Consider the following 18731-nt stretch of genomic DNA (forward strand, 5'->3'; position numbering starts at 1 on the left):
GTAAGGCTGCCTCCCCTGTTAAGTTACGCACTGAGCTTTTTCAAAAGCCATGCCATGTTCTGTCCCAGAACCTGCATGGTCCGGATTCCTTCTTCATCTTTTTCGACATCCCCTTCAGCAAGCCCCATCCCCATATTCCAGTAGCTGGACCCGGGAATTATCATCTGGGAAATTGTGAAGAAATGGTTAATGGAATCAAAAACATGAATTGATCCGGCTCTCCTTACCGCAACAACGGCTGCCCCAACTTTGTGTTTGAACATTTCGTTATTTGCTTTCGCAACAAAGCCTGCCCTGTCTATAAGGGCTTTGAGTTCAGGTGTCAGGTCTGCAAAATATGTGGGTGATGCAAGGATTATGCCGTCGGCTTCAAGCATTTTTCCAATGCATTCATTGACAATGTCTTTGTCAATTACACACCTTCGGTCTCTATTTTCATAGCATTTTGAGCAGGCGATACAGCCGTGTACACTCTTTCCTCCAATCTGCACGACTTCGGTTTCTATTCCCTCTTTTTCAAGCTCTGCAAGGACATGCTTTATCAGAGAAGCTGTATTTCCTTCCTTTCGCGGGCTTCCGTTAAATGCAACGACTTTCATTATTTGTCTCTCCTTTTGTCTCTCCTGGTTATTTGTTACCTATTTTTCAGATTAATTTTCTTCAGCAATTCTTTAATGGGAGCAGAATTTGAGAACTGAAAAAGATAGAACTGAAAAGATAAATCACAGCTTTTTTCTGTATACATTGATTTCAGTTTCTTTCTCAAGGCATTCTGAAAGCAAAGGAAATATTTCCTTGAAATGACTGGAGTTTAAATGTGCATCCAGGCTTTTTTCATCTTCCCACTCTTCTAAAAACGTCAGGATCCCCGAATTCTCCAGTTCCCCATACAGCCCATATTCTATGCAGCCTTCATCTTTTAATGACGCTTCAACAAGTTTTTTGCATAAACCCATAAATTCCTGAACTTTTTCAGGTTTAACCTGATTTTTTGCAACAACTCTTATAGTCAACAAATCACCAGCCTGCAAACAGTCCTGATTCTGCCGTTTACATAATCATTCTCTCATCTGACCGTACCTGTTGTGGTAAACTTTCTCTTTCCTGTACCTGTCCTGAGGTCCGGGTTTTTCGGCAGGGTAGCCTAAAGGCACAAGCCCGAGAGGAAAGACATAATCAGGCAGCCCAAAAGCTTTTCTGAAGCCTTTAACTCTGTCTGTCATGGGAAAAATTCCTGTCCATACGGCTCCCAGCCCTGCATCATGAGCTGCGAGCAGGAGGTTCTGAATGGCTGCCGAGCAGTCCTGTACCCAGAATCCCGGCGCTTTTTCCTGGGTAGTATCCCCGCATACCAGGATTGCCATGGGAGCTTCCCTGCACATGCCGGCATAGGGGCTGAATGTGGGAATCTCGTCCAGAATTTTTCTGTCATCGATTACAATGAAAACCCAGGGCTGGGCATTAACCGCAGACGGAGCACTCATCGCAGCCCTGAGCAGTTCGGTAACAAGCTCTCTCGGAACTGGTCTGTCAGTGTATTTTCGGATGCTTCGGCGGGTATGGATTGCTTCAAGAGTTTCCATATCCAGACTCCTCCTGTTCATTTCTGAAATATGGGCGAGGAAATTTCTCTTCAGTTTTCTCTCGCCCTATTCTCTTTCCTTTTTGTTTCTTTTCTCAATTTGTTTCTTACTTGAAAAGGTTAAGACCTGCGTTTTTCGCTCTCTCCATAATTTCGGAATCTCCCTTTACTTCTCCGGGCGCATGATATCCGATTCCCACAATCGTGTCCTTTACATCCATGCGCATGAAGTTGGAAATCTGCCCTCCGAATTCCTCATAGACCCCTTTGAAAGCTGCCGCATCAGGTGCCCCCTGGGTTCCTATAATCACTGCTTTTTTCCCGGCAGGGAGACGGGGAGAGAAGTCAGCGTTTATAAGTGAATAACAGCGGTCAATGAATAACCGCATCTGGCCTGTAAACTGGCCAAAGTAGATAGGAGATCCGAAGACTACTCCATCTGCCGATGCGAGTTCATCGAATAATTCCACAAGGTCGTCTTCAAGCTTGCACTTATCATGGCTCTTGCAGTAGCCGCAACCCTGGCAACCTCTGTAGTTCATCTCGTTGAGGAAAAAGTTCCGGGTTTCAGCGCCTGCCTCTGCTGCGCCTTCCAGGACCTGCTGCACAAGGATATTCGTATTTCCATTCTTTCGGGGACTTCCAACAATTCCTATAACTTTCATTTTTACACCTTTTATCTTTTAATTTGAGCTCCTTTTAGCAAAAGAGAGGCTCTTCTGTAGTCACTTACGTTTATTGATATTTAATTTACAGCAACTATACTTATATACTATACATACTATCCGGATACTTAGTAACAAAAAGGATACAATGAAATCTTATGGCAGGCGAGGCAAAAAATAATAAACGCTATCAATGTCCTGTTGAAGCGACTCTGGACGTAATCGGCGGCAAATGGAAACCCATTATTCTCTGGCAGCTGAAAGCAGAAAAATTGAGGTTTTCAGGGCTCCAGCAAAGCATGCAGGGGATCTCCCCCAAAATGCTCACAAAACAGCTCAGGGAGCTTGAAGAAGCCGGGCTTGTCTTGAGAGAGGTTTATCCTGAAATCCCACCCCGAGTTGAGTATTCTCTGACAGAATTCGGAAAAACCGTGCTCCCCGTCCTGGATGCACTTTGCGAATGGGGAAATAAATACCTTGAAAGAGAGTGCGCTTCTGGTGAAAATGAGGGCTTAAAAGTCTCTGGATGCCCCACCTTACATTAATCTGATAATGTCAGAAATGTAGCATCAGGAATCCATTTTTATAGGACTTATTTCGAAGAGTACATAATTCTCGAAAAATGTTTCTATGAAGCTTGTTATGGCTTTTATAAAAATAAACTTCAAAATATTTAATTACTGTAGAAGGGATATTTAATTACATTTCTTAAAATTCTCAATTGCGGCTCTCTAAATATATCCGAAGAAAATAATTGCGCTGACACTACAACTAAATGGACAATACCTGTAAGCTATACAGAGTTCTGGAAACAGTAGAGATCTCAGGATTAAGCATATGATGCAGAACAACGGATACATGCGATATTTCACAAAAAAAAGCTGCTACCCAAACCAGGCAGAGGCTATGGAGAAGATTCATTCTGCCCTCCTGCATGAGAAAATAGTTCTCTTTGAAGGGGCGTGCGGCACAGGCAAGACCCTGAGTGCACTTGCTCCTGCGCTGCATGTGGGAAAGAAACTCAACAAGGTAGTAATCATAGTCACGAATGTCCACCAGCAGATGGTCCAGTTTATGAATGAGGCAAGGGACATCAACAGGGACAACAGCATAAAAACAATCGTTTTTAAAGGCAAAACCTCGATGTGCCCTGATAACCTTGACTATGAAGAGTGCCGGCTCAAAGGGGAAAACACATATGACCTCCTTGATTTTGAGCGTGAAGTCTCTTCAAAGGAAAAAGAGCTAAAAGATGCCTTTGAAAAGCACAAAAAATCAAAAGACCCTGCACTCTATATCCTCAGGAACGAGCTTGAAAAAGAACTCGACGAAGCCCGAAAAAAGGCTCAGTCCCTGAGAAACCATTCCTGCCCCAGGCTTTACGAAGTCCTCAGGTTTGAAGGAAATGAATTTTCTTCCTGGCTCTTTTCTGATGTCAGAAGTCCGGAAGAGATTATGGAATATGCGGAAGACCGGGGCATGTGCGGGTATGAGCTGCTCAAAAAAGAACTCAAAAACGCGGAGCTTCTTATCTGCAACTTCCATCACGTGTTAAGTGCTGAGATCTTCCTTACTCTCCTCAAATGGCTTGAGAAAGATCCTGAAGATATTATTCTTATTTTTGACGAAGCTCACAATATCGAGGCTTCAGCCCGCTCCCACTCTTCCATAATGCTTTCGGAACTGACCGTTGAAAAAGCCCTTTCAGAGGTGGGAGAGATCCCTGAACCTGACAGTTCTCCCGTATTCGGGGCCGGGTCAGGGATTCCTCTTGACGAGGACTATGCATCCAGACTTTATGCTAAAAAACTCTTTTCCTGCCTTCTCAACGCAATAAGGGATACTTACGACTCAAAATTGAAATTCGGGGATAGAAACAGGCTTGGAAAGCACTGGCAGGATATACAGATAAGCGACCCTTATGAGCGCCGTGATGTCCTGAAGATTCGTTTTTTGCGGGATGCACAGAAAGAAGGGTTTGCAGATGAAGAAAAGGTTCTGACCCGGCTGCGGGAAATCGGGGAGTTCGGAGGCAGACTGGAAGAGATTTACGCTGAAAATTACAAAAAGGGGCTTCTTTCCGTTCCCAAGCGTTCCCAGATCCGCTATGTTGCAGATTTCCTTTCTTCTTATCTTGTGCTTTCAGACAGGCAGAACTATTATCCGATTCTGAACATGCGCAGGGACTTTAAAAGCGACAGGGTGGTCGGCAGGCTTGAACTCTTCACCTGCATCCCAAAGAATGTGACCCAGCCTCTGCTTGATTCCGTTTATTCTGCAGTGCTGATGTCAGCTACCCTGCGTCCTTTTGAAATGGTTAAATCAACACTGGGCATTAGCCGGGAAGTTGAAGAAATCACCTACGGGACCACTTTTCCGCAGGAAAGAAGGCTTACTCTTGCGGTTTCAGTCCCCCCACTCTTTGCAAAAAACAGGGACAGCCCTGAAACCCTGGAAGGTTTGAGAGAGGCTCTTCTTGCTGCTACTGCTGCTTCGCCGGGAAATGTAATCATTTATTTCCAGAGCTATGCGGAAGCACTCCGCTATACAAAACTCCTTGAGCCTGAACTTTCGGTTCCCATTTTCCTTGACGAGGTCGGTGTCTCAGCCCAGGAGATAAGGCAGAAGTTCTTCAAAATAGGGGAAGAGGGAGGAAAAGCCGTGCTCATAACCTACCTCTGGGGGACCCTGAGCGAAGGTGTTGATTTCAGAGATTCCCGAGGCAGGACAGTAATTGTTGTGGGTGTGGGATATCCGGCTCTTAATGACAGGATAAAGGCGGTCGAGTCGGCATATGATACGGTCTTTGGCTGCGGAGAGGGCTGGGAATTTGCAGTCCAGGTGCCGACAATCAGAAAAGTAAGGCAGGCGATGGGAAGGGTTGTCCGCTCTCCTGGAGATTTCGGGGTAAGGATACTCCTTGATGCCCGTTATCAGGGCTCTCAGATGCGCAAACTGGGAAAATTTTCGGTTTTTGGGTATTTCCCGCCCGAAGAAAGCAGAGAATTTCTTGATGTAGCTCCAAAGGATGTAGGAAGCCTGGTAGAAGAGTTTTTTGCAAATATAACTCCTTATAAACCCGAAATAAATGAGGCTGAAAAAAAGGAGCCGGAATCCCCGGCTTCAGGCAGGCTGGAATTCGGGAGCCTCGCAGAAAAGCTCTAAGGAAGATTGCTCCATTATTCCAGCCTTTAAACTTATTTTCTTTGAATTCTTTATTTTTTTCTTCTTTTCTATTTTCTACTCTCTTTTTTATTGCTCTTTTCTCCGTTTAACGGCTTCAACGACTTAATATCAGGCTTATGATACTACTATGTAGTTGTATTTTGTCACCGAAGTGCTGCCTGCCACATTGGTTACTGTCAGCTTTATCGTGTAACTTCCTGCTGCTGAATATATGTGCTTTGGATTCTGGAGTGTTGAGGTCGTTCCGTCTCCGAAACTCCAGTTCCATGCAGTAGGTGAACCTGTAGAATTGTCCTTAAAGTACACAGTCAGGGGAGCAGTTCCCGTTCTTGGAGAACCCCAGCAGTTTATAACTGGTTTTGCTACAGTTGTTCCTGTTACTGTTATGTAGTTTGATTTTGTGTTGTATTGCTGCCTGCTGAATTACTTACTGTAAGCGCTACGGTGTAATTTCCGGCTGTCGAATAATTATGCACCGGGTTTTTAGTTGTTGAGGTCGTTCCGTCTCCGAAACTCCAGTTCCATGATGTTGGCGAACCTGTACTTGTGTCCGAAAACAGGACGTTAAGAGGTGCACTCCCTGACGTTACATTGCTGCTGAAGCCTGCAACCGGCATTGTCGAAGAGGTTCCTGTTACTGTTATGTAATTCGATTTTGTTGTTGTATTGTTGCCCGCTGCATTGGTTACTGTAAGTGCTACCGTGTAGTTTCCTGCTGCAGAGTACGTGTGTACAGGATTCTGGGATGTTGAAGATGTTCCGTCTCCAAAACTCCAGCTCCATGCTGTTGGCGAACCTGTACTGCTGTCCGTAAATGTCACATTCAGGGGCGAATTTCCTGAGGTTGGAGATGCCGAAAACGCAGCAACCGGCGTTTGGGAGGCATTTCCTGTAACTGTTATGTAATTCAATTTTGTTGATGTACTGCTTCCCGCGGCATTGCTTGCTGTAAGTGATATCGTGTAACTCCCTGCTGCTGTGTATGTATGCTTTGGGTTCTTCTCTGTTGAATATGTCCCGTCTCCAAAGCTCCAGTTCCACGCTGTTGGCGAACCTGTAGAATTGTCTTTAAAGGTTACAGTCAGAGGCGCAGTTCCCGATCTTGGAGATCCCCAGTAGTTTAAGACAGGTTTCGTTCCAGTAGTGGATACTGCAGTTATATAATTCGATTTTGTTGTTGTATTGTTGCCTGCAGAATTGCTTACTGTAAGCGTAACGGTATAATTCCCTGCTGTCGAATAGTTATGGGTCGGGTTTTGAGTTGTTGCACTCCCTCCGTCTCCGAAATTCCAGCTCCATGCAGTTGGTGAACCTGTACTGGTATCAGTAAACAGAACATTAAACGGCACGTTTCCTGAGGTTACATTGCTGCTGAAGTTCGCTGTAAGAGCTGTTGGGTTTGAAGAGGTCACGAGAGGCAGGTAGTCAGAGTATATGCTGCCTGTTATATTGGTGTATGCGGAATCGGAAATCCCATCTCCGTCTTTATCCACAGCTTTATTGGAGAAACCTGTGCCATCGGGTTTGCCCCAGAAGTTTCCTCCAATATAGGACCCTCCTGCAATGTTTTTGCCTGAAACTTTTGTAGTATTATAGGCGTTCCCTGTCCCGTTTTTGATGGTCATATTGGTATTGTTGAAGTAATTGTTGTAAATAGAGTTCCTGTCGCTGAGCCCGCAGACATACATGCCGTAAGCACTGTTTGATGTCACGGTGTTGCCTGAAAGCTTATTGTCATCAGAAGACCCCACATGGATTCCACGGCTGTCGTTAGTAGCTGTATTCCCGGAAACAGTATTTTTGCTGGAACTCCCGAGATAAATCCCGTATACTCCATTATTTATAGCGGTGTTTTTCGAGATCGTGCATTTACTGGAGCTTCCAAGGCGAATTCCATATCCGTTATTCATTACTTTGCTGTTTTCAATTACACAGTTACTGCATTTGTACAGATAAATTCCCGAGTAGCTGGATCCGCTTCCTGTGGCTTTTATCCCGCGAATTGTAACATTGCTTGCCTGTACTATGAGCACATCTTTTGTTGATTTAGCTTTAATTATTGTGTCATCAGGGTTTCCTGACTGTGATCTTATCGTAATGTTACCTTTGGTTATGTTGAGATTTTCGGTATATGTCCCGGCTTTTAAGGTTATCGTATCGCCCGAACTTGCATTGTTTACAGCAGCCTGTATTGAATTTCCCGGCTGGACAATTATCTCAGCCGCCGATCCAATACCTGATATTAATAATAATAGGAAAATAGCAATTGGTAAAATGAATAGTTTATTTTTAATTTCTATTCCTCCATCCACTCAAGAAAGTTAGGGGTGAAATCCATATCAAGGACTAAATTTGTATTGTTAGCAAATAATGAAAACTGCATTTCATGTGCAACGAATGTGCAGATGCAGAGCTAACTCATTTGCGCCGATTTGCCTTTAATCGGAACAAAGTTTCCGCATAAATCACTTTATCATACGGGAATATTTATAACAATATAATTATACCGATTTAAAGTATTACTCCCTCAAAAACGAAAAAAACGCATACAGATCAGTGAATTAATTGTTTAATTGTAGGAATAGTTTAATTGCAGGCAGTAATTTATCTTTTGCTTCTCGTAAAAAGAGAAATGGAATGTTGTGAAACATTCCAGTCTTATTTCTTTACACTTTTCAGTACTATCCCGATTACTGCCAGCGCTACGATCGCAATCAATCCCATTAAAATGATCTCGCTGTTGTCCTCATCAGATTCAGGTTCTTGAGTATCATTTCCTTCTGATTGAATCTCACCAACAGATCTCTCTTCTGCAGCGATCTGGGTACCTTCTGTATCCACCTGCTGGACAGCCTTACCTGTTATTGCAAAGAAGGAGTATCCTGAAACATCGGCTGTAAAGTACAGATATTTGCTGTCTTCATTCAACAGGCTGGCCGGCATCTGTTCCCATGTTTCGTCACTGTACCTGTTCAGAGTTATTGAATCCTGATCTATATTATTGTCCTGCAGCCAGGACTTTTCAACCTTGAAGCAGATCACAGGATTTTCTATGTTCTCTGAGCTTGCAAACCCGCTGTTTCCTACCCAGACATTGAAGTACTTATAGACCTCTCCTTCAGTCAGGTTGGATGTGAGCGTAGATTTGCTTTTCAACTGCTCGGCAATTGTTGTGGTTTTTCCAAAGGTCTTCCTGGAATCAAAGCCCACATACACTACACAGGTTGCATTCTTCGTGAAATCAAACTGTATGGGCTTTCCATTGGTGACGAATACCTGGGAAATTTCCTTTACCTCAACGTTCTTTGCGGGCTCAGGTGAACCCCCACCGCCACCGCCGCCACCGCTGCTTCCACTGCTGTGGCTGCTTCCTTCATCATCTTCATCATCTACGTCTATCGTAGTAGTTTTTTCACTTGTGCCGTTTGCATTGATTGCAGTCAATTTAGCTGTGTAAGTACCTGCAGAAGCATACTCATATGTAAAGCTTGAAGCGTTTGAGTCTTCAATCCCATCGCCGTTGACATCCCAGCTTATAGATGCTGCATTTTGCGAAAGGTCGGTAAAGGTAACTGATAGTGGAGCATAGCCGCCGGTAGCACTGGTGCTGAAGTCTGCTACAGGAAAGCCTTCTTTTTCTGCTTCCAGAACTTTTATGCCAAGGGTTTTTGAAGCCGTACCGTTTTCATTGCTTACTGTCAGGTTAACGTTATAGTCTCCGGGATTTTCATAAACATGAACTGGATTCTGGTCTGTAGAAGAAGAACTATCACCAAAGTCCCAGTTCCATGAAACTGCTTTTTGTGAAAGGTCCGTAAACTGGATTGCAAGTGGGGCAGATCCCTGAGTGGCATTGGTGCCGAAGTCTGCCACAGGCAGCTCAGAATTCTGTAAGACCGTTATTGTACCAGTTTTTGAAGTCTCACCGTTTGCATTGTTTACTTTTAACGTTACATTGTAATTCCCTGCTGAGGTATACGTGTGTATGGGGGTCTTGTCCTGTGAATTAGTTCCATCTCCGAAATCCCAGTTCCACGAAGTGGGAGTTCCTGTGCTTTTATCAGTAAACAGGACGTCAAGAGGTGCATTTCCCGAAGTAATGCTGCTGCTGAAGTCCGCAACCGGGATTGTGGGCGCAGCCGAGTTTGAAGACGACACAAGAGGCAGGTAATCCTTATACGAGCTGTCACCCGGCAGGCTGTATGCTGAATCGGCAATCCCGTCTCCATCACTATCCACTGCCGTATCGGAAAATCCCTTGCCATCAGGTTTTCCCCAGTAGTTTCCGCCGATATAAGAGCCGCCAATTATATTTGTGCCTGCGGTTTTTGTAATATTATAGGAGTTTCCAGATCCTTTTTTTACGGTCACATCGGTGTTATTGAAATAGTTGTTGTACACGGTATTATAGTCGCAAAGGCTGCATTCATAGAACCCTAAATAATTATTATAAGTTACTTTGTTACCTGAAATTGTATTGTAGTCAGCGGAACCCAGATAGATACCACGGCTGCTATTATAAACCGTATTATCAGAAATGGTATTGTTTCTGGAGCTCCCTACCTCAATTCCGTATACTCCGTTATCCATGACTGTGTTTTTCGAGACAGAGCACTTACTGGAACTTGTGAGGCGAATTCCATATCCGTTATTCGTAAGTTTATTATTTTCAAGTGTGCAGTCACTGCATTTGTAAAGGTAAATCCCCGAATAGCTGGATCCGCTTCCTGTGGCTTTGATCCCTCTAATCGCAACATTATTTGCTTCGTACACCAGGAGTACATTTGCTGCTGATCTTTTAGCATGAATTATCGTATCATCAGGATTTCCAGACTCTGACCTGATTGTAAGATTACCTTTGGTTATGTTGACATTTTCGATATAAGTACCTGGTTTTATGATTATTTCATCATATGGACTTGCACTGTCAACAGCAGTCTGTATCGAATTTCCCGGCTCGACAGTTATCTCGGCCGCTGATCCGATAAATGAAATTAATAATAATAGGAAAATAGCAATTGGTAAAATGAATAGTTTATTTTTAATTTCCAATTCCTCCATCCACTTACAAAATTTAGGGGTAAAATCTGTGTTCTGGATGAATTGATTTATTAGCAATCAATCAAACTCACTCACAGCGCTAACAATCTACAGGTTCAGTTATTAGTTCCAATAACTGATTTTTTATATCCAGATTTACACCTCATACTCCATACTTTAACCTGAGTGGAAGACATATTATACAATATAAATATGCTGATTTAGATTAATACTTTTTAATAGAAATAAAAACCTGATTTTCGCAGCCTAATGGAGCAATGCTTTTAAAGTCAAAAACAGTCTGTTTGTTCTTGTTTAATTACTCAGTTTTTTTATACTTCCAGTCTTCTGTCCAAGAATACTCCTTTTTTGGTACTTCATTTTTTAGTTATTTGCCAGAAACAATCCCGAAATTATTATTATATTATAGGAAAGACAATAATAAATCCTGAAAGGTTACTACAAAAGGACTATAATGTCGTATAATGAATTATATTGGGAACAATGAGAGTTATGTTTGGACTTGAGGTTCCATAATTACAGAAATATGTTAAAACTAATATTATAGTAACTTTAAGCGGAAAGTATAACAGAGAATAGATAACATTATTCTCCATATAAAAAAATGATTCCTTACACATCGGGGGATAAATTAGATGGGCGTAGAAGAAACCATTAAACAAATCGCATGCGAACTTGAAAAAGTTGCAAGCACGAAAACTGTTGTTGGAGATCCTATTACAGCTGCCGGGAAAACAATCATTCCTGTCTCCAAAATCTCAATGGGGTTCGGAGCAGGAGGCGGGGAAGGCAAGAAAGATACTGAATCTGGATTCGGAGGAGGGGGAGGTGCAGGTGCGAAGATCGAGCCTGTTGCTTTTATCATGCTTTCCGAAGATGATGCAAAGATCTTCAGGATCTCTGAAAAAGGCGATGTAGGGGCAATTCTCAGTTCCCTTCAAGAGGTAGTGCCTGAACTTCTGGATAAAATCAAAGGCAAAACCGGGAAGCATAAAAAAGAAGAAAGTTCTGAAGCCGAAAAAACTGAAGTTAATGAGTAAAAAAATCTCTGTTGAGAATGGAGACGGTTTCCACTAAATTTTTCGGGTTAAACCCCCTTCAGTGATTTTTCACGGGGCAGGACTAATAGGTTATGATTTCAGGGGATGATCAGTAGTACTCTTTCCCTTTCACTTGTTTAGCATGCTTGCCATATACCTCATCCTTCTGGTTTTTCTAATTATTCTGTTTGTACTCCTTACAGCAATAGTCCTTACTCTCAAGCTCAAGGTACTTAGTTTGAAAGAAAAAAACGAATTTGAAGGCACATTTACTGTTAAATGGCTGTTTTTTTCCCATACTTTTTTAATAGGAGAACCAGGGGAGAAAAAATACCATATTGAAGAGCCGGGTACAGGGGAGAAAGGAAAAGAAACAATAGCGGAAATGGAATCTCAGCAGGAAAAAGCAGGTCCTGAACAAACCGAAAGCAGGGAAGAAGATCTGAGCTCAGAGTATAAAGTGCAGGCCGAAGAAAGAGGGTCCGAAGAAAAAATGCCTGAGGAGAAAACGGTAATCTTTGAAGATGAGGAGAGAATTGAGGTTAAAGAAAAAACCCCGGTTAAAAAGAAAAGAGGAATATTTGACCGGATAAGAAGGAAAAAAAGAGCCGGTGAAGAAGGTGAAGTTGAATCGGAAAAGGGAATGACTATCAGAGAAAAGCTCCACTGGGGACTGGAAGCTTACAAAGCCCTTAGAAAACCTCTTTTCCGCCTGTTTTCCGATATGCTTAATGCAGTAAAAATCAAAAACCTGAAAGCTGACCTCACTTTCGGGCTTCCCGATCCTGCAGATACGGGGATGCTTTGCGGGTTTATACATGCCATACTGGGAATAGTATACAGCCGCTGCCGGAGCTGCAGTTTTTCTGTCTGTCCTGTTTTTATGGAATCCCTGCTGGACTTCCGGGGGAGCGCGGAGATCCGTGTAAAAATATATTCTCTGATTTTCCCCTTCATCAAATTTATATTAAACGGGAAAACTTTATCTTTTACTTATTCGATTGTTAAGGAAAAACTTCGGGGTAGTTCGAAGATAAACTCCTAAGCTTTATGAATAAGCAATGAGGATACAGATGAATATGATTAATGTGGTGTCTCCATCCAGACTGCACCTCACCCTTATCGATCTCAATGCAGAGATTGGCAGGGTCGATGGAGGGGTAGGAATTACTCTCGAGTCACCCAGCCTGGAAATTTCTGCATCTGAAGCGGATACTGTTGAAGTCGTGGGTTCTTCTCTTCTCGCGGGCAGGATGCTAAAAGCAGCAAAAGCTGTGCTTCCGGAAGGCAAAGGGATAAGAATCCTTATTAAAAGGGATCTCCCTGACCATGTGGGGCTTGGTTCCGGAACCCAGGCTGCACTTTCGGTAGCTGCAGCCATAAATGAGATTTACGGGCTTGGTAAAAGTGTCAGGGAACTTGCAGTTGCCGTAGGCAGAGGAGGAACTTCTGGAATAGGGGTTGCTGCTTTTGAAAACGGAGGTTTTATCGTGGACGGAGGTCACAAGTTCAAGGAAAAGGGTGCATTTTCTCCTTCCGCAGCCAGCAAAATGCCTCCAGGACCTGTACTTTTCAGAAGAGCGTTTCCTGACTGGAATATTGTCCTTGCAATCCCCAATACCAAAGGAGTTCATGACGCAGAAGAAGTGGATATTTTCAAAAAGGTCTGTCCCATCCCTCTTGCAGAAGTTCAGGAGATCTCCCACGTAATCCTTATGCAGATGCTCCCTGCGCTTATCGAAGAAGATATTGAAAGTTTCGGCAGGGCAGTCAACCATTTCCAGACTGCAGGTTTCAAAAAACGGGAAGTCGAACTTCAGCCAAAACCTGTACTCGATGCTATGAAATACATGCAGGACAACGGAGCAAGTGGTTCAGGAGTAAGTTCTTTCGGTCCCGTTGTTTATGGAATTGTCGGGAGTTCTGGAGACGCCAGAAAACTCCAGAAAGACGTCCAGAGCATGCTTGATGAATCACTTGGCGGAGAAGTTCTGCTTACAAAGGGAAGGAACCGGGGTGCGGATATCTTCGGAGGCTCCGATTGATAATCAATACCTGGTTTGGAGTTCTTGAGCTGGGCAGTAACGGGAAGCTGTCCGCCTCCGAGCTTTTTCCAAAGGATGTAAGAGAGCTTGCACTTCGTTCTCTCTCTCTGAGGGACAGCAGGCAAAATCTGCCGCCCGAAGGATTTGACCTGAAAACTGCAGCTATAGAGTGTGGTTTTGCAGATTCTTCTTCCGAATACTATTCCCTTTTACATGAAGTTACTCTGGAAACCGTAAAACTCCAGGTTTCACAGGCTCTCACCCCTGACCAGCGTATCGTTCAGGCAGTAGAAGCTCTGGACGACATTAATGAAACCACTAACTCCCTTTCCGAAAGGCTTTTTGAATGGTATGGAGGCTATTTCCCCGAAAGCGGGCTCAATGGGGAATCACTTGCGGTTTTCGTTGCAAAATACGGTTCTCGCGAGAATATTCCTCCTGAAGATCCTCTCTATTTAAAAGCCCAAAATTCTATGGGTGCAAAACTTGAAGCCGCAGATGAATTGCTTCTTAAAAGCTTTGCAGAAAGCGTATGCAGCCTCTATGAACGGCGGAAACAGATTGAGGCTTATATTGAAAGCAGCATGGAAACTCTTGCCCCCAATCTTACTGCGCTTGCGGGTCCCATGCTCGGGGCAAGGCTCATAAGCATTGCAGGCAGCCTCGAAAAACTCGCTGCTTTCCCTTCAAGCACCATTCAGGTAATAGGAGCAAATAAAGCTCTCTTTAAACACCTCCGTGCCAGGGCTCCGTCCCCCAAGCACGGTATCATCTACAGCCATCCTCTTATCAACACCTCTCCCTGGTGGGTGAGGGGAAAGGTAGCAAGAGCCCTTGCAGCAAAACTTTCTCTTGCTGCAAGAATTGACTTTTATTCCGCAAAAAAAGAACCTTCCCTTGAAGGCGAACTGGAAGAAAAGATCCGGAAGATCAGGGAAGCAAACCCGAGACCTCCTCAAAAGAGGCAGGAAAGCAGAGCAAAGCCAAAAAAGAAGAGGAGGAGGTAAATGACCGAAATAAGGCTGCTTTCCGAAGGGATTTTCGAGGTTACAAAGGATAAAAAGCAGCTTTCCACCCTTAACCTTGACCCCGGAAAAGTTGTTTACGGAGAAAAGCTGATCTCTGTTGAAGGAGCAGAATACAGGACATGGGACCCCCGCAGGAGCAAGCTTGGAGCCATGGTCCTCAAAAAATTCGATATTCCTCTTAAAAGGGATTCAAAAGTCCTTTATCTCGGAGCTGCGTCAGGCACAACGGTGAGCCACGTCTCAGATATCGTATCCGAAGGGGTAGTTTATTCTGTGGAATTTGCTCCCCGGAGCATGCGCGACTTCATAGGGCTTGCTTCCCGACGAAAAAATATTTTCCCTATCCTTGCTGATGCGGGAAAGCCGGACAGTTACGCCCATATTGTTGAGCCTGTAGACATTATCTTCCAGGATGTTGCTCAGCCCAACCAGGCAGAGATAGCTGCAAGAAATGCAGTCCGCTTTTTGAAAAAAGACGGATATCTTCTGCTCTCTATCAAGGCCCGCAGCATTGACACTGCGGCAAGCCCGAAGGAGATCTTCAAAGAAGAGGTAAAAAAGCTTGAACAGGCTTTTGAGAAGGGATTTGAAATTTTGACTGCCAGGGACCTTATGCCCTATCATGAAGACCATCTTGGGGTGCTGGCGAAGTTAAAGGCATAAATTCCCTTTTTGAATCCTGCTCTTTCGGAAGACCAAAAATCTCTGTGGTCTGTCCGGGCAGGAATTTTAACTGGTAGTGAAGTACTTTAGTAGAGGCACTGCAGAGGAGACTCTCACCGGGATTATTTAGCGGGATTATTTATTGAAACCTGGTCCAATCAGGATTGATTTACCTTCTTATATTTACAAATAGCCTCTTTTTCGTGACAGGAATCAGTTTCTTCCACTCAACAACCGAATCTTCGTGAAACTCGTACTCGTCTACAGTTTTATCCGAAAATTTGCCGTCCACTTCATATACATAAAAACCCTCTTCTCCATCCGTAGATACGACTTTTACCCTGTCTCCCATTTTCTTTACCTCAACAGCAGCTACACTTTTCAGGGCTTCAAGTAAATTCGTGCCTTCTTCTACCTCAATATGTCTGTTTTCTGCAAAACGGTCAAGGAAAGAATAGACATTGCTCAGTTTTATTCCTATCATGTGGGTATTTCCAAACTTTTTCCTTTCTATAAGTTCGGCTTTTTCCAGGACTTTCACATGTTTCGCAGCTACAGGCACAGAGATCCCTATTTCCCTTGCAAGACCTGAGATATGCTTATCTCCTTCACTCAGGCTCTCAAGGATTGAAAGGCGTGTATCACTTGAAATCGCTTTGAAGAGGTTTTCTCTACCTCCGTTAATTCCTGAATCCCTCATAACACTTACTACCATGATGATCCTCTATTTTACCTCAAATACTTATAATTATTGCCCATTCTAACTCAAGTAAAGTATATCATTCTTTCTACTAATAATCTTTTTATTTATTCTTCTAGCAAATTTGCTTTAGTTATTATTTTTCTGGTTTCGTTCTCTCTAATTTAGTAACTAGTTAACAGTGAAGAAATTTGCATATTTATTCTTAAATTCTGTTGTTCTTTTGCTATTGGTCCTGTCTGGTCTTTTTTTAAAACTGGTCTTATTTTTATGAGCTTCGATGCCTGTCCCTTTACTTTTATAATTATTTCTTCTTCTCTTCTCGTTGAAAGTCAGAAGTTAAACTTTTCATCTAAAAACAGCTTTCTTTGCACTTGTTATCCAAAAAGATAACAAACATTACCCAAAAACCAGTTTTTATTTAATCCTACCATAGATGCTCAGAAGGTACTATGGACTCTGCGACGTTAACTGTTATTGGAATTATGATAGGTATCCTTATCTTCGGAATTAAAACTGGATTAGGCTGTGGATTTTCAAATATTACTACGCGAGAAATTCTTACGATTGCCGGCAGTTACTTTTTCCTTGCCCTTATATTCGGAAGCATCGCTGACCGCTTAAGCATGGACGCCTTTGAGCGCCTTTCTTCAATGGGCATGGGAATCCATGTTCTTGTCTCCCTGCTCCTCATAGGAGCTGGTATTTACACCCAGAAAAAGTGGAATTCAGGAAAAGATGTTTCCAGGCACACTTTTCTGGCTATATCCATGCCCTGCCCGGTCTGCCTTGGAGCTCTTGCAGTATCCTGTATGCTGCTCTCAAAAAGCCTCAACTTTTCCGGGCTAAAAATAGGGCTCCTTGTAGGAATTGCTTTTTTTATTGCAGTTGTAGCTTCTTCTTTTCTTTTCAGGTTTGGAAAGACCCGGCTGGGAAAGACCCCCGAAACTATGGGAAGCGCCATGATGCTTATCGGAATATATTATCTTCTGGGAGCTCTGCTAATCCCTGCTTACATGAAAACAAAACAGATGAACCTTGTTTCTACCGGTGGAGGAGAGACAGGAATCGTGCCTCTGATGGCTTTTGGGGTCATCGTCCTTGCAGGCTTTTTGCTGGATCGTATAAGGAGGCATGACCTGTGAGTATGATGGATTTGTTATCCAGCTTGATGAATGTCTTCTCAACTGCTTTACTGATCCCGGTGATGTTTCTCCTCACCCTGCTTGTATTCCTCTCCCTTATTCAGCTGGGGGAGTTCCTCTCCGAATACACAAAAAGGCACAGGGACTGGAATAACCTTGAAACTAACTGCAAAAAACTCGAGCATGACCTCAGAAACTCGGATTTTACGGAAGCTTCAAGAGCCCTTGAGAATATTAAGCAAAATTACATGGTCACTTCCTTTGCAAGAGACGCTTCCAAATATTTGAAAGAGCAGCACCTTCCTGCAATTGAGAGGCTTTCGCAGGAATATGAAATCAAGATGGCAAAGCGCCTTGAACATACAAAGATAACCTCTACTATTGGCCCTATGCTTGGTCTTATGGGAACTCTGATTCCATTAGGTCCTGCTCTTATTGGACTTTCGTCAGGAGATCTCGAAACCCTTGCAAAAAACCTTATGATCGCATTTGCAACAACTGTTGTAGGGCTTTTTGCAGCCGGAATAGGTTACATACTTACGCAGGTCAGAAGGCGCTGGTACTGGGAGGACATGTCCGACATCGATTACATTCTGGACACAATTGAGGAAAAGAGCTGAAGCCTGGTATCTTTTAATCAGGAGGAATAATTATGCGAAAAACCAGAAGGTTCAGGCGTACAGGGCTTTTACATGCCGAGGATGAGCAAAGCCCCATGGTCACTGTTGCCAATGTTTTTGATGTTGCAATGGTCTTTTCTGTAGCCCTGCTCGTAGCCCTTGTGATGTCATACCATCTCCCCGAACTTCTGAGCTCCAGCGAGGATATTACAATTGTAAAAAATCCTGGAGCTGAGGATATGAAGATAATCGTCAAGGAAGAAGGGAAACCCATAGAAGTCCTGAACATGACTGACAGTATAGGCGGAGGCACAGGAGAAGCTCTGGGCACGGCTTATAAGCTTGCTGACGGCAGGGTTATTTACGTGCCTGAAGATTCTGAGGGTAATAGCACATCTGCGGGTACATCTGCTTCAACTGAGGCATCCTCTTCTACCAGGTCTGTTTCGACTTAATCTGCCTCAAATTATTTTTTTCCACAACTTGTGCAAGTTAAGTTTTTGTGGCCTGTATTGGTAGAATTTTATGGGATTCCGGAAAAAGAAACTTTAAATCTTCAGTGAAATGCGGCGTAACCAGATCGCCGTATTTTTTCCTTTTTTCCCTCATTTCAGATCTTTTTTCTGAAATTCAGCTTATTTTTGTCTTTTTTTAAATAAAAGTACATTCTTCTTCCTAAAATAAGTAAAAATTCTCTATTCTTGCCTTTTTACCCAAATAGCTAACAATTCTAAGCCAAAAACCGTTTTTTATATATTTTTCCACCAATGCTCCGAATGTTGAATCTATCAAACACAATCGGCTGCTCATTTATTTGAGAAAGTTCTGGAATTGAACTAAAAGTCAGAACCGAGAACTTCCAATTTCATTTCCAAAACTTGACGGCTGTTTTTATGCAAGTTCCGAAATGAGGCAATTTCAAAATTAAAATTATATCTCGAACCCGACATCCTGACTATTTTCCTCTGGGTACCGGGTTCATGATATTGTCTGGGG

General features: G+C 43.2%; 16 protein-coding genes and 1 pseudogene. 10 read left to right on the forward strand and 7 right to left on the reverse strand.

The genetic code is table 11. The features are described 5' to 3' along the window. Nucleotides 1–23: 23 nt before the first annotated feature. From PLL47_RS02260 to PLL47_RS02275, 4 genes are all read right to left on the reverse strand, one after another. Nucleotides 24–599 (reverse strand): flavodoxin family protein, encoded by a 576-nt coding sequence (locus PLL47_RS02260; RefSeq protein WP_324444325.1) that lies wholly within the window; start codon nt 597–599, stop codon nt 24–26. Between the two features lie 123 nt (nt 600–722). Beyond that, entirely contained in the window at nt 723–1013 is a 291-nt protein-coding gene (locus PLL47_RS02265) for a putative quinol monooxygenase (RefSeq protein ID WP_324444327.1), read from the reverse strand. 45 nt (nt 1014–1058) lie between these two features. Beyond that, nucleotides 1059–1583, reverse strand: coding sequence for a nitroreductase family protein (locus PLL47_RS02270; RefSeq protein ID WP_324444329.1), 525 nt, complete (start codon nt 1581–1583; stop codon nt 1059–1061). Between the two features lie 106 nt (nt 1584–1689). Next, nucleotides 1690–2247 (reverse strand): flavodoxin family protein, encoded by a 558-nt coding sequence (locus PLL47_RS02275; protein ID WP_324444331.1) that lies wholly within the window; start codon nt 2245–2247, stop codon nt 1690–1692. A gap of 158 nt (nt 2248–2405) precedes the next feature. Here PLL47_RS02275 and PLL47_RS02280 point away from each other — a divergent pair, with 158 nt between their 5' ends. Then, the gene (locus PLL47_RS02280) at nt 2406–2792 is read left to right on the forward strand and encodes a winged helix-turn-helix transcriptional regulator (RefSeq protein ID WP_324444333.1); all 387 of its coding nucleotides are present in this window, start codon (nt 2406–2408) and stop codon (nt 2790–2792) included. A 292-nt stretch (nt 2793–3084) separates the two neighbouring features. Then, nucleotides 3085–5412, forward strand: coding sequence for an ATP-dependent DNA helicase (locus tag PLL47_RS02285; RefSeq protein WP_324444335.1), 2328 nt, complete (start codon nt 3085–3087; stop codon nt 5410–5412). Between the two features lie 135 nt (nt 5413–5547). Here the strand turns inward: PLL47_RS02285 and PLL47_RS02295 are convergent. After that, nucleotides 5548–7745: pseudogene (locus tag PLL47_RS02295) on the reverse strand (right-handed parallel beta-helix repeat-containing protein). A gap of 346 nt (nt 7746–8091) precedes the next feature. Beyond that, nucleotides 8092–10485, reverse strand: a complete 2394-nt coding sequence (locus PLL47_RS02300; RefSeq protein WP_324444341.1) for a PGF-pre-PGF domain-containing protein — start codon at nt 10483–10485, stop codon at nt 8092–8094. 644 nt (nt 10486–11129) lie between these two features. Here PLL47_RS02300 and PLL47_RS02305 point away from each other — a divergent pair. The 5 genes from PLL47_RS02305 to PLL47_RS02325 all read left to right on the forward strand — a co-directional run bounded on the left by PLL47_RS02305 (nt 11130) and on the right by PLL47_RS02325 (nt 15270). Next, nucleotides 11130–11534, forward strand: a complete 405-nt coding sequence (locus PLL47_RS02305) for a GerW family sporulation protein (RefSeq protein WP_324444344.1) — start codon at nt 11130–11132, stop codon at nt 11532–11534. A gap of 142 nt (nt 11535–11676) precedes the next feature. Next, on the forward strand, nt 11677–12579 hold the full coding sequence (locus tag PLL47_RS02310) for a DUF2953 domain-containing protein (RefSeq protein ID WP_324444346.1): 903 nt from the start codon (nt 11677–11679) through the stop codon (nt 12577–12579). A 34-nt stretch (nt 12580–12613) separates the two neighbouring features. After that, on the forward strand, nt 12614–13579 hold the full coding sequence (locus tag PLL47_RS02315; RefSeq protein ID WP_324444425.1) for a beta-ribofuranosylaminobenzene 5'-phosphate synthase: 966 nt from the start codon (nt 12614–12616) through the stop codon (nt 13577–13579). Next, nucleotides 13576–14586, forward strand: coding sequence for an NOP5/NOP56 family protein (locus PLL47_RS02320; RefSeq protein WP_324444348.1), 1011 nt, complete (start codon nt 13576–13578; stop codon nt 14584–14586). The genes PLL47_RS02315 and PLL47_RS02320 overlap by 4 nt, the downstream gene beginning before the upstream one ends. After that, nucleotides 14587–15270 (forward strand): fibrillarin-like rRNA/tRNA 2'-O-methyltransferase, encoded by a 684-nt coding sequence (locus tag PLL47_RS02325; RefSeq protein ID WP_324444350.1) that lies wholly within the window; start codon nt 14587–14589, stop codon nt 15268–15270. A gap of 169 nt (nt 15271–15439) precedes the next feature. Here the strand turns inward: PLL47_RS02325 and PLL47_RS02330 are convergent, their stop codons facing one another. Continuing rightward, complete coding sequence (locus PLL47_RS02330; protein WP_324444352.1) at nt 15440–15985, reverse strand: ArsR family transcriptional regulator; 546 nt, start codon at nt 15983–15985, stop codon at nt 15440–15442. Nucleotides 15986–16422: 437 nt separating this feature from the next. Between PLL47_RS02330 and PLL47_RS02335 the strand changes: the two genes are divergently transcribed. Genes PLL47_RS02335 through PLL47_RS02345 form a run of 3 tightly spaced genes read left to right on the forward strand, consistent with a single transcriptional unit; the run spans nt 16423 to nt 18190 of the window. After that, nucleotides 16423–17115: a DUF2162 domain-containing protein gene (locus tag PLL47_RS02335; protein WP_324444354.1), complete on the forward strand. Its 693-nt coding sequence runs from the start codon at nt 16423–16425 to the stop codon at nt 17113–17115. Then, nucleotides 17112–17735, forward strand: a complete 624-nt coding sequence (locus PLL47_RS02340) for a MotA/TolQ/ExbB proton channel family protein (RefSeq protein ID WP_324444356.1) — start codon at nt 17112–17114, stop codon at nt 17733–17735. Before PLL47_RS02335 ends, PLL47_RS02340 begins: the two co-directional genes overlap by 4 nt. Nucleotides 17736–17767: 32 nt before the next feature. Further along, entirely contained in the window at nt 17768–18190 is a 423-nt protein-coding gene (locus PLL47_RS02345) for a DUF2149 domain-containing protein (RefSeq protein WP_324444358.1), read from the forward strand. Nucleotides 18191–18731 lie beyond the last annotated feature (541 nt).

This window comes from Methanosarcina sp. (assembly GCF_035390745.1).
Taxonomy (GTDB): domain Archaea; phylum Halobacteriota; class Methanosarcinia; order Methanosarcinales; family Methanosarcinaceae; genus Methanosarcina.

Excerpts from the sequence above, each read along its gene's own strand:
- PLL47_RS02335 (WP_324444354.1), top strand. The coding sequence starts at position 16,423 with ATGGACTCTGCGACGTTAACTGTTATTGGAATTATGATAGGTATCCTT.
- PLL47_RS02260 (WP_324444325.1), bottom strand. The coding sequence starts at position 599 with ATGAAAGTCGTTGCATTTAACGGAAGCCCGCGAAAGGAAGGAAATACA.
- PLL47_RS02330 (WP_324444352.1), bottom strand. The coding sequence starts at position 15,985 with ATGGTAGTAAGTGTTATGAGGGATTCAGGAATTAACGGAGGTAGAGAA.
- PLL47_RS02280 (WP_324444333.1), top strand. The coding sequence starts at position 2,406 with ATGGCAGGCGAGGCAAAAAATAATAAACGCTATCAATGTCCTGTTGAA.
- PLL47_RS02310 (WP_324444346.1), top strand. The coding sequence starts at position 11,677 with ATGCTTGCCATATACCTCATCCTTCTGGTTTTTCTAATTATTCTGTTT.
- PLL47_RS02325 (WP_324444350.1), top strand. The coding sequence starts at position 14,587 with ATGACCGAAATAAGGCTGCTTTCCGAAGGGATTTTCGAGGTTACAAAG.
- PLL47_RS02305 (WP_324444344.1), top strand. The coding sequence starts at position 11,130 with ATGGGCGTAGAAGAAACCATTAAACAAATCGCATGCGAACTTGAAAAA.
- PLL47_RS02275 (WP_324444331.1), bottom strand. The coding sequence starts at position 2,247 with ATGAAAGTTATAGGAATTGTTGGAAGTCCCCGAAAGAATGGAAATACG.
- PLL47_RS02315 (WP_324444425.1), top strand. The coding sequence starts at position 12,614 with ATGATTAATGTGGTGTCTCCATCCAGACTGCACCTCACCCTTATCGAT.
- PLL47_RS02285 (WP_324444335.1), top strand. The coding sequence starts at position 3,085 with ATGATGCAGAACAACGGATACATGCGATATTTCACAAAAAAAAGCTGC.
- PLL47_RS02270 (WP_324444329.1), bottom strand. The coding sequence starts at position 1,583 with ATGGAAACTCTTGAAGCAATCCATACCCGCCGAAGCATCCGAAAATAC.
- PLL47_RS02345 (WP_324444358.1), top strand. The coding sequence starts at position 17,768 with ATGCGAAAAACCAGAAGGTTCAGGCGTACAGGGCTTTTACATGCCGAG.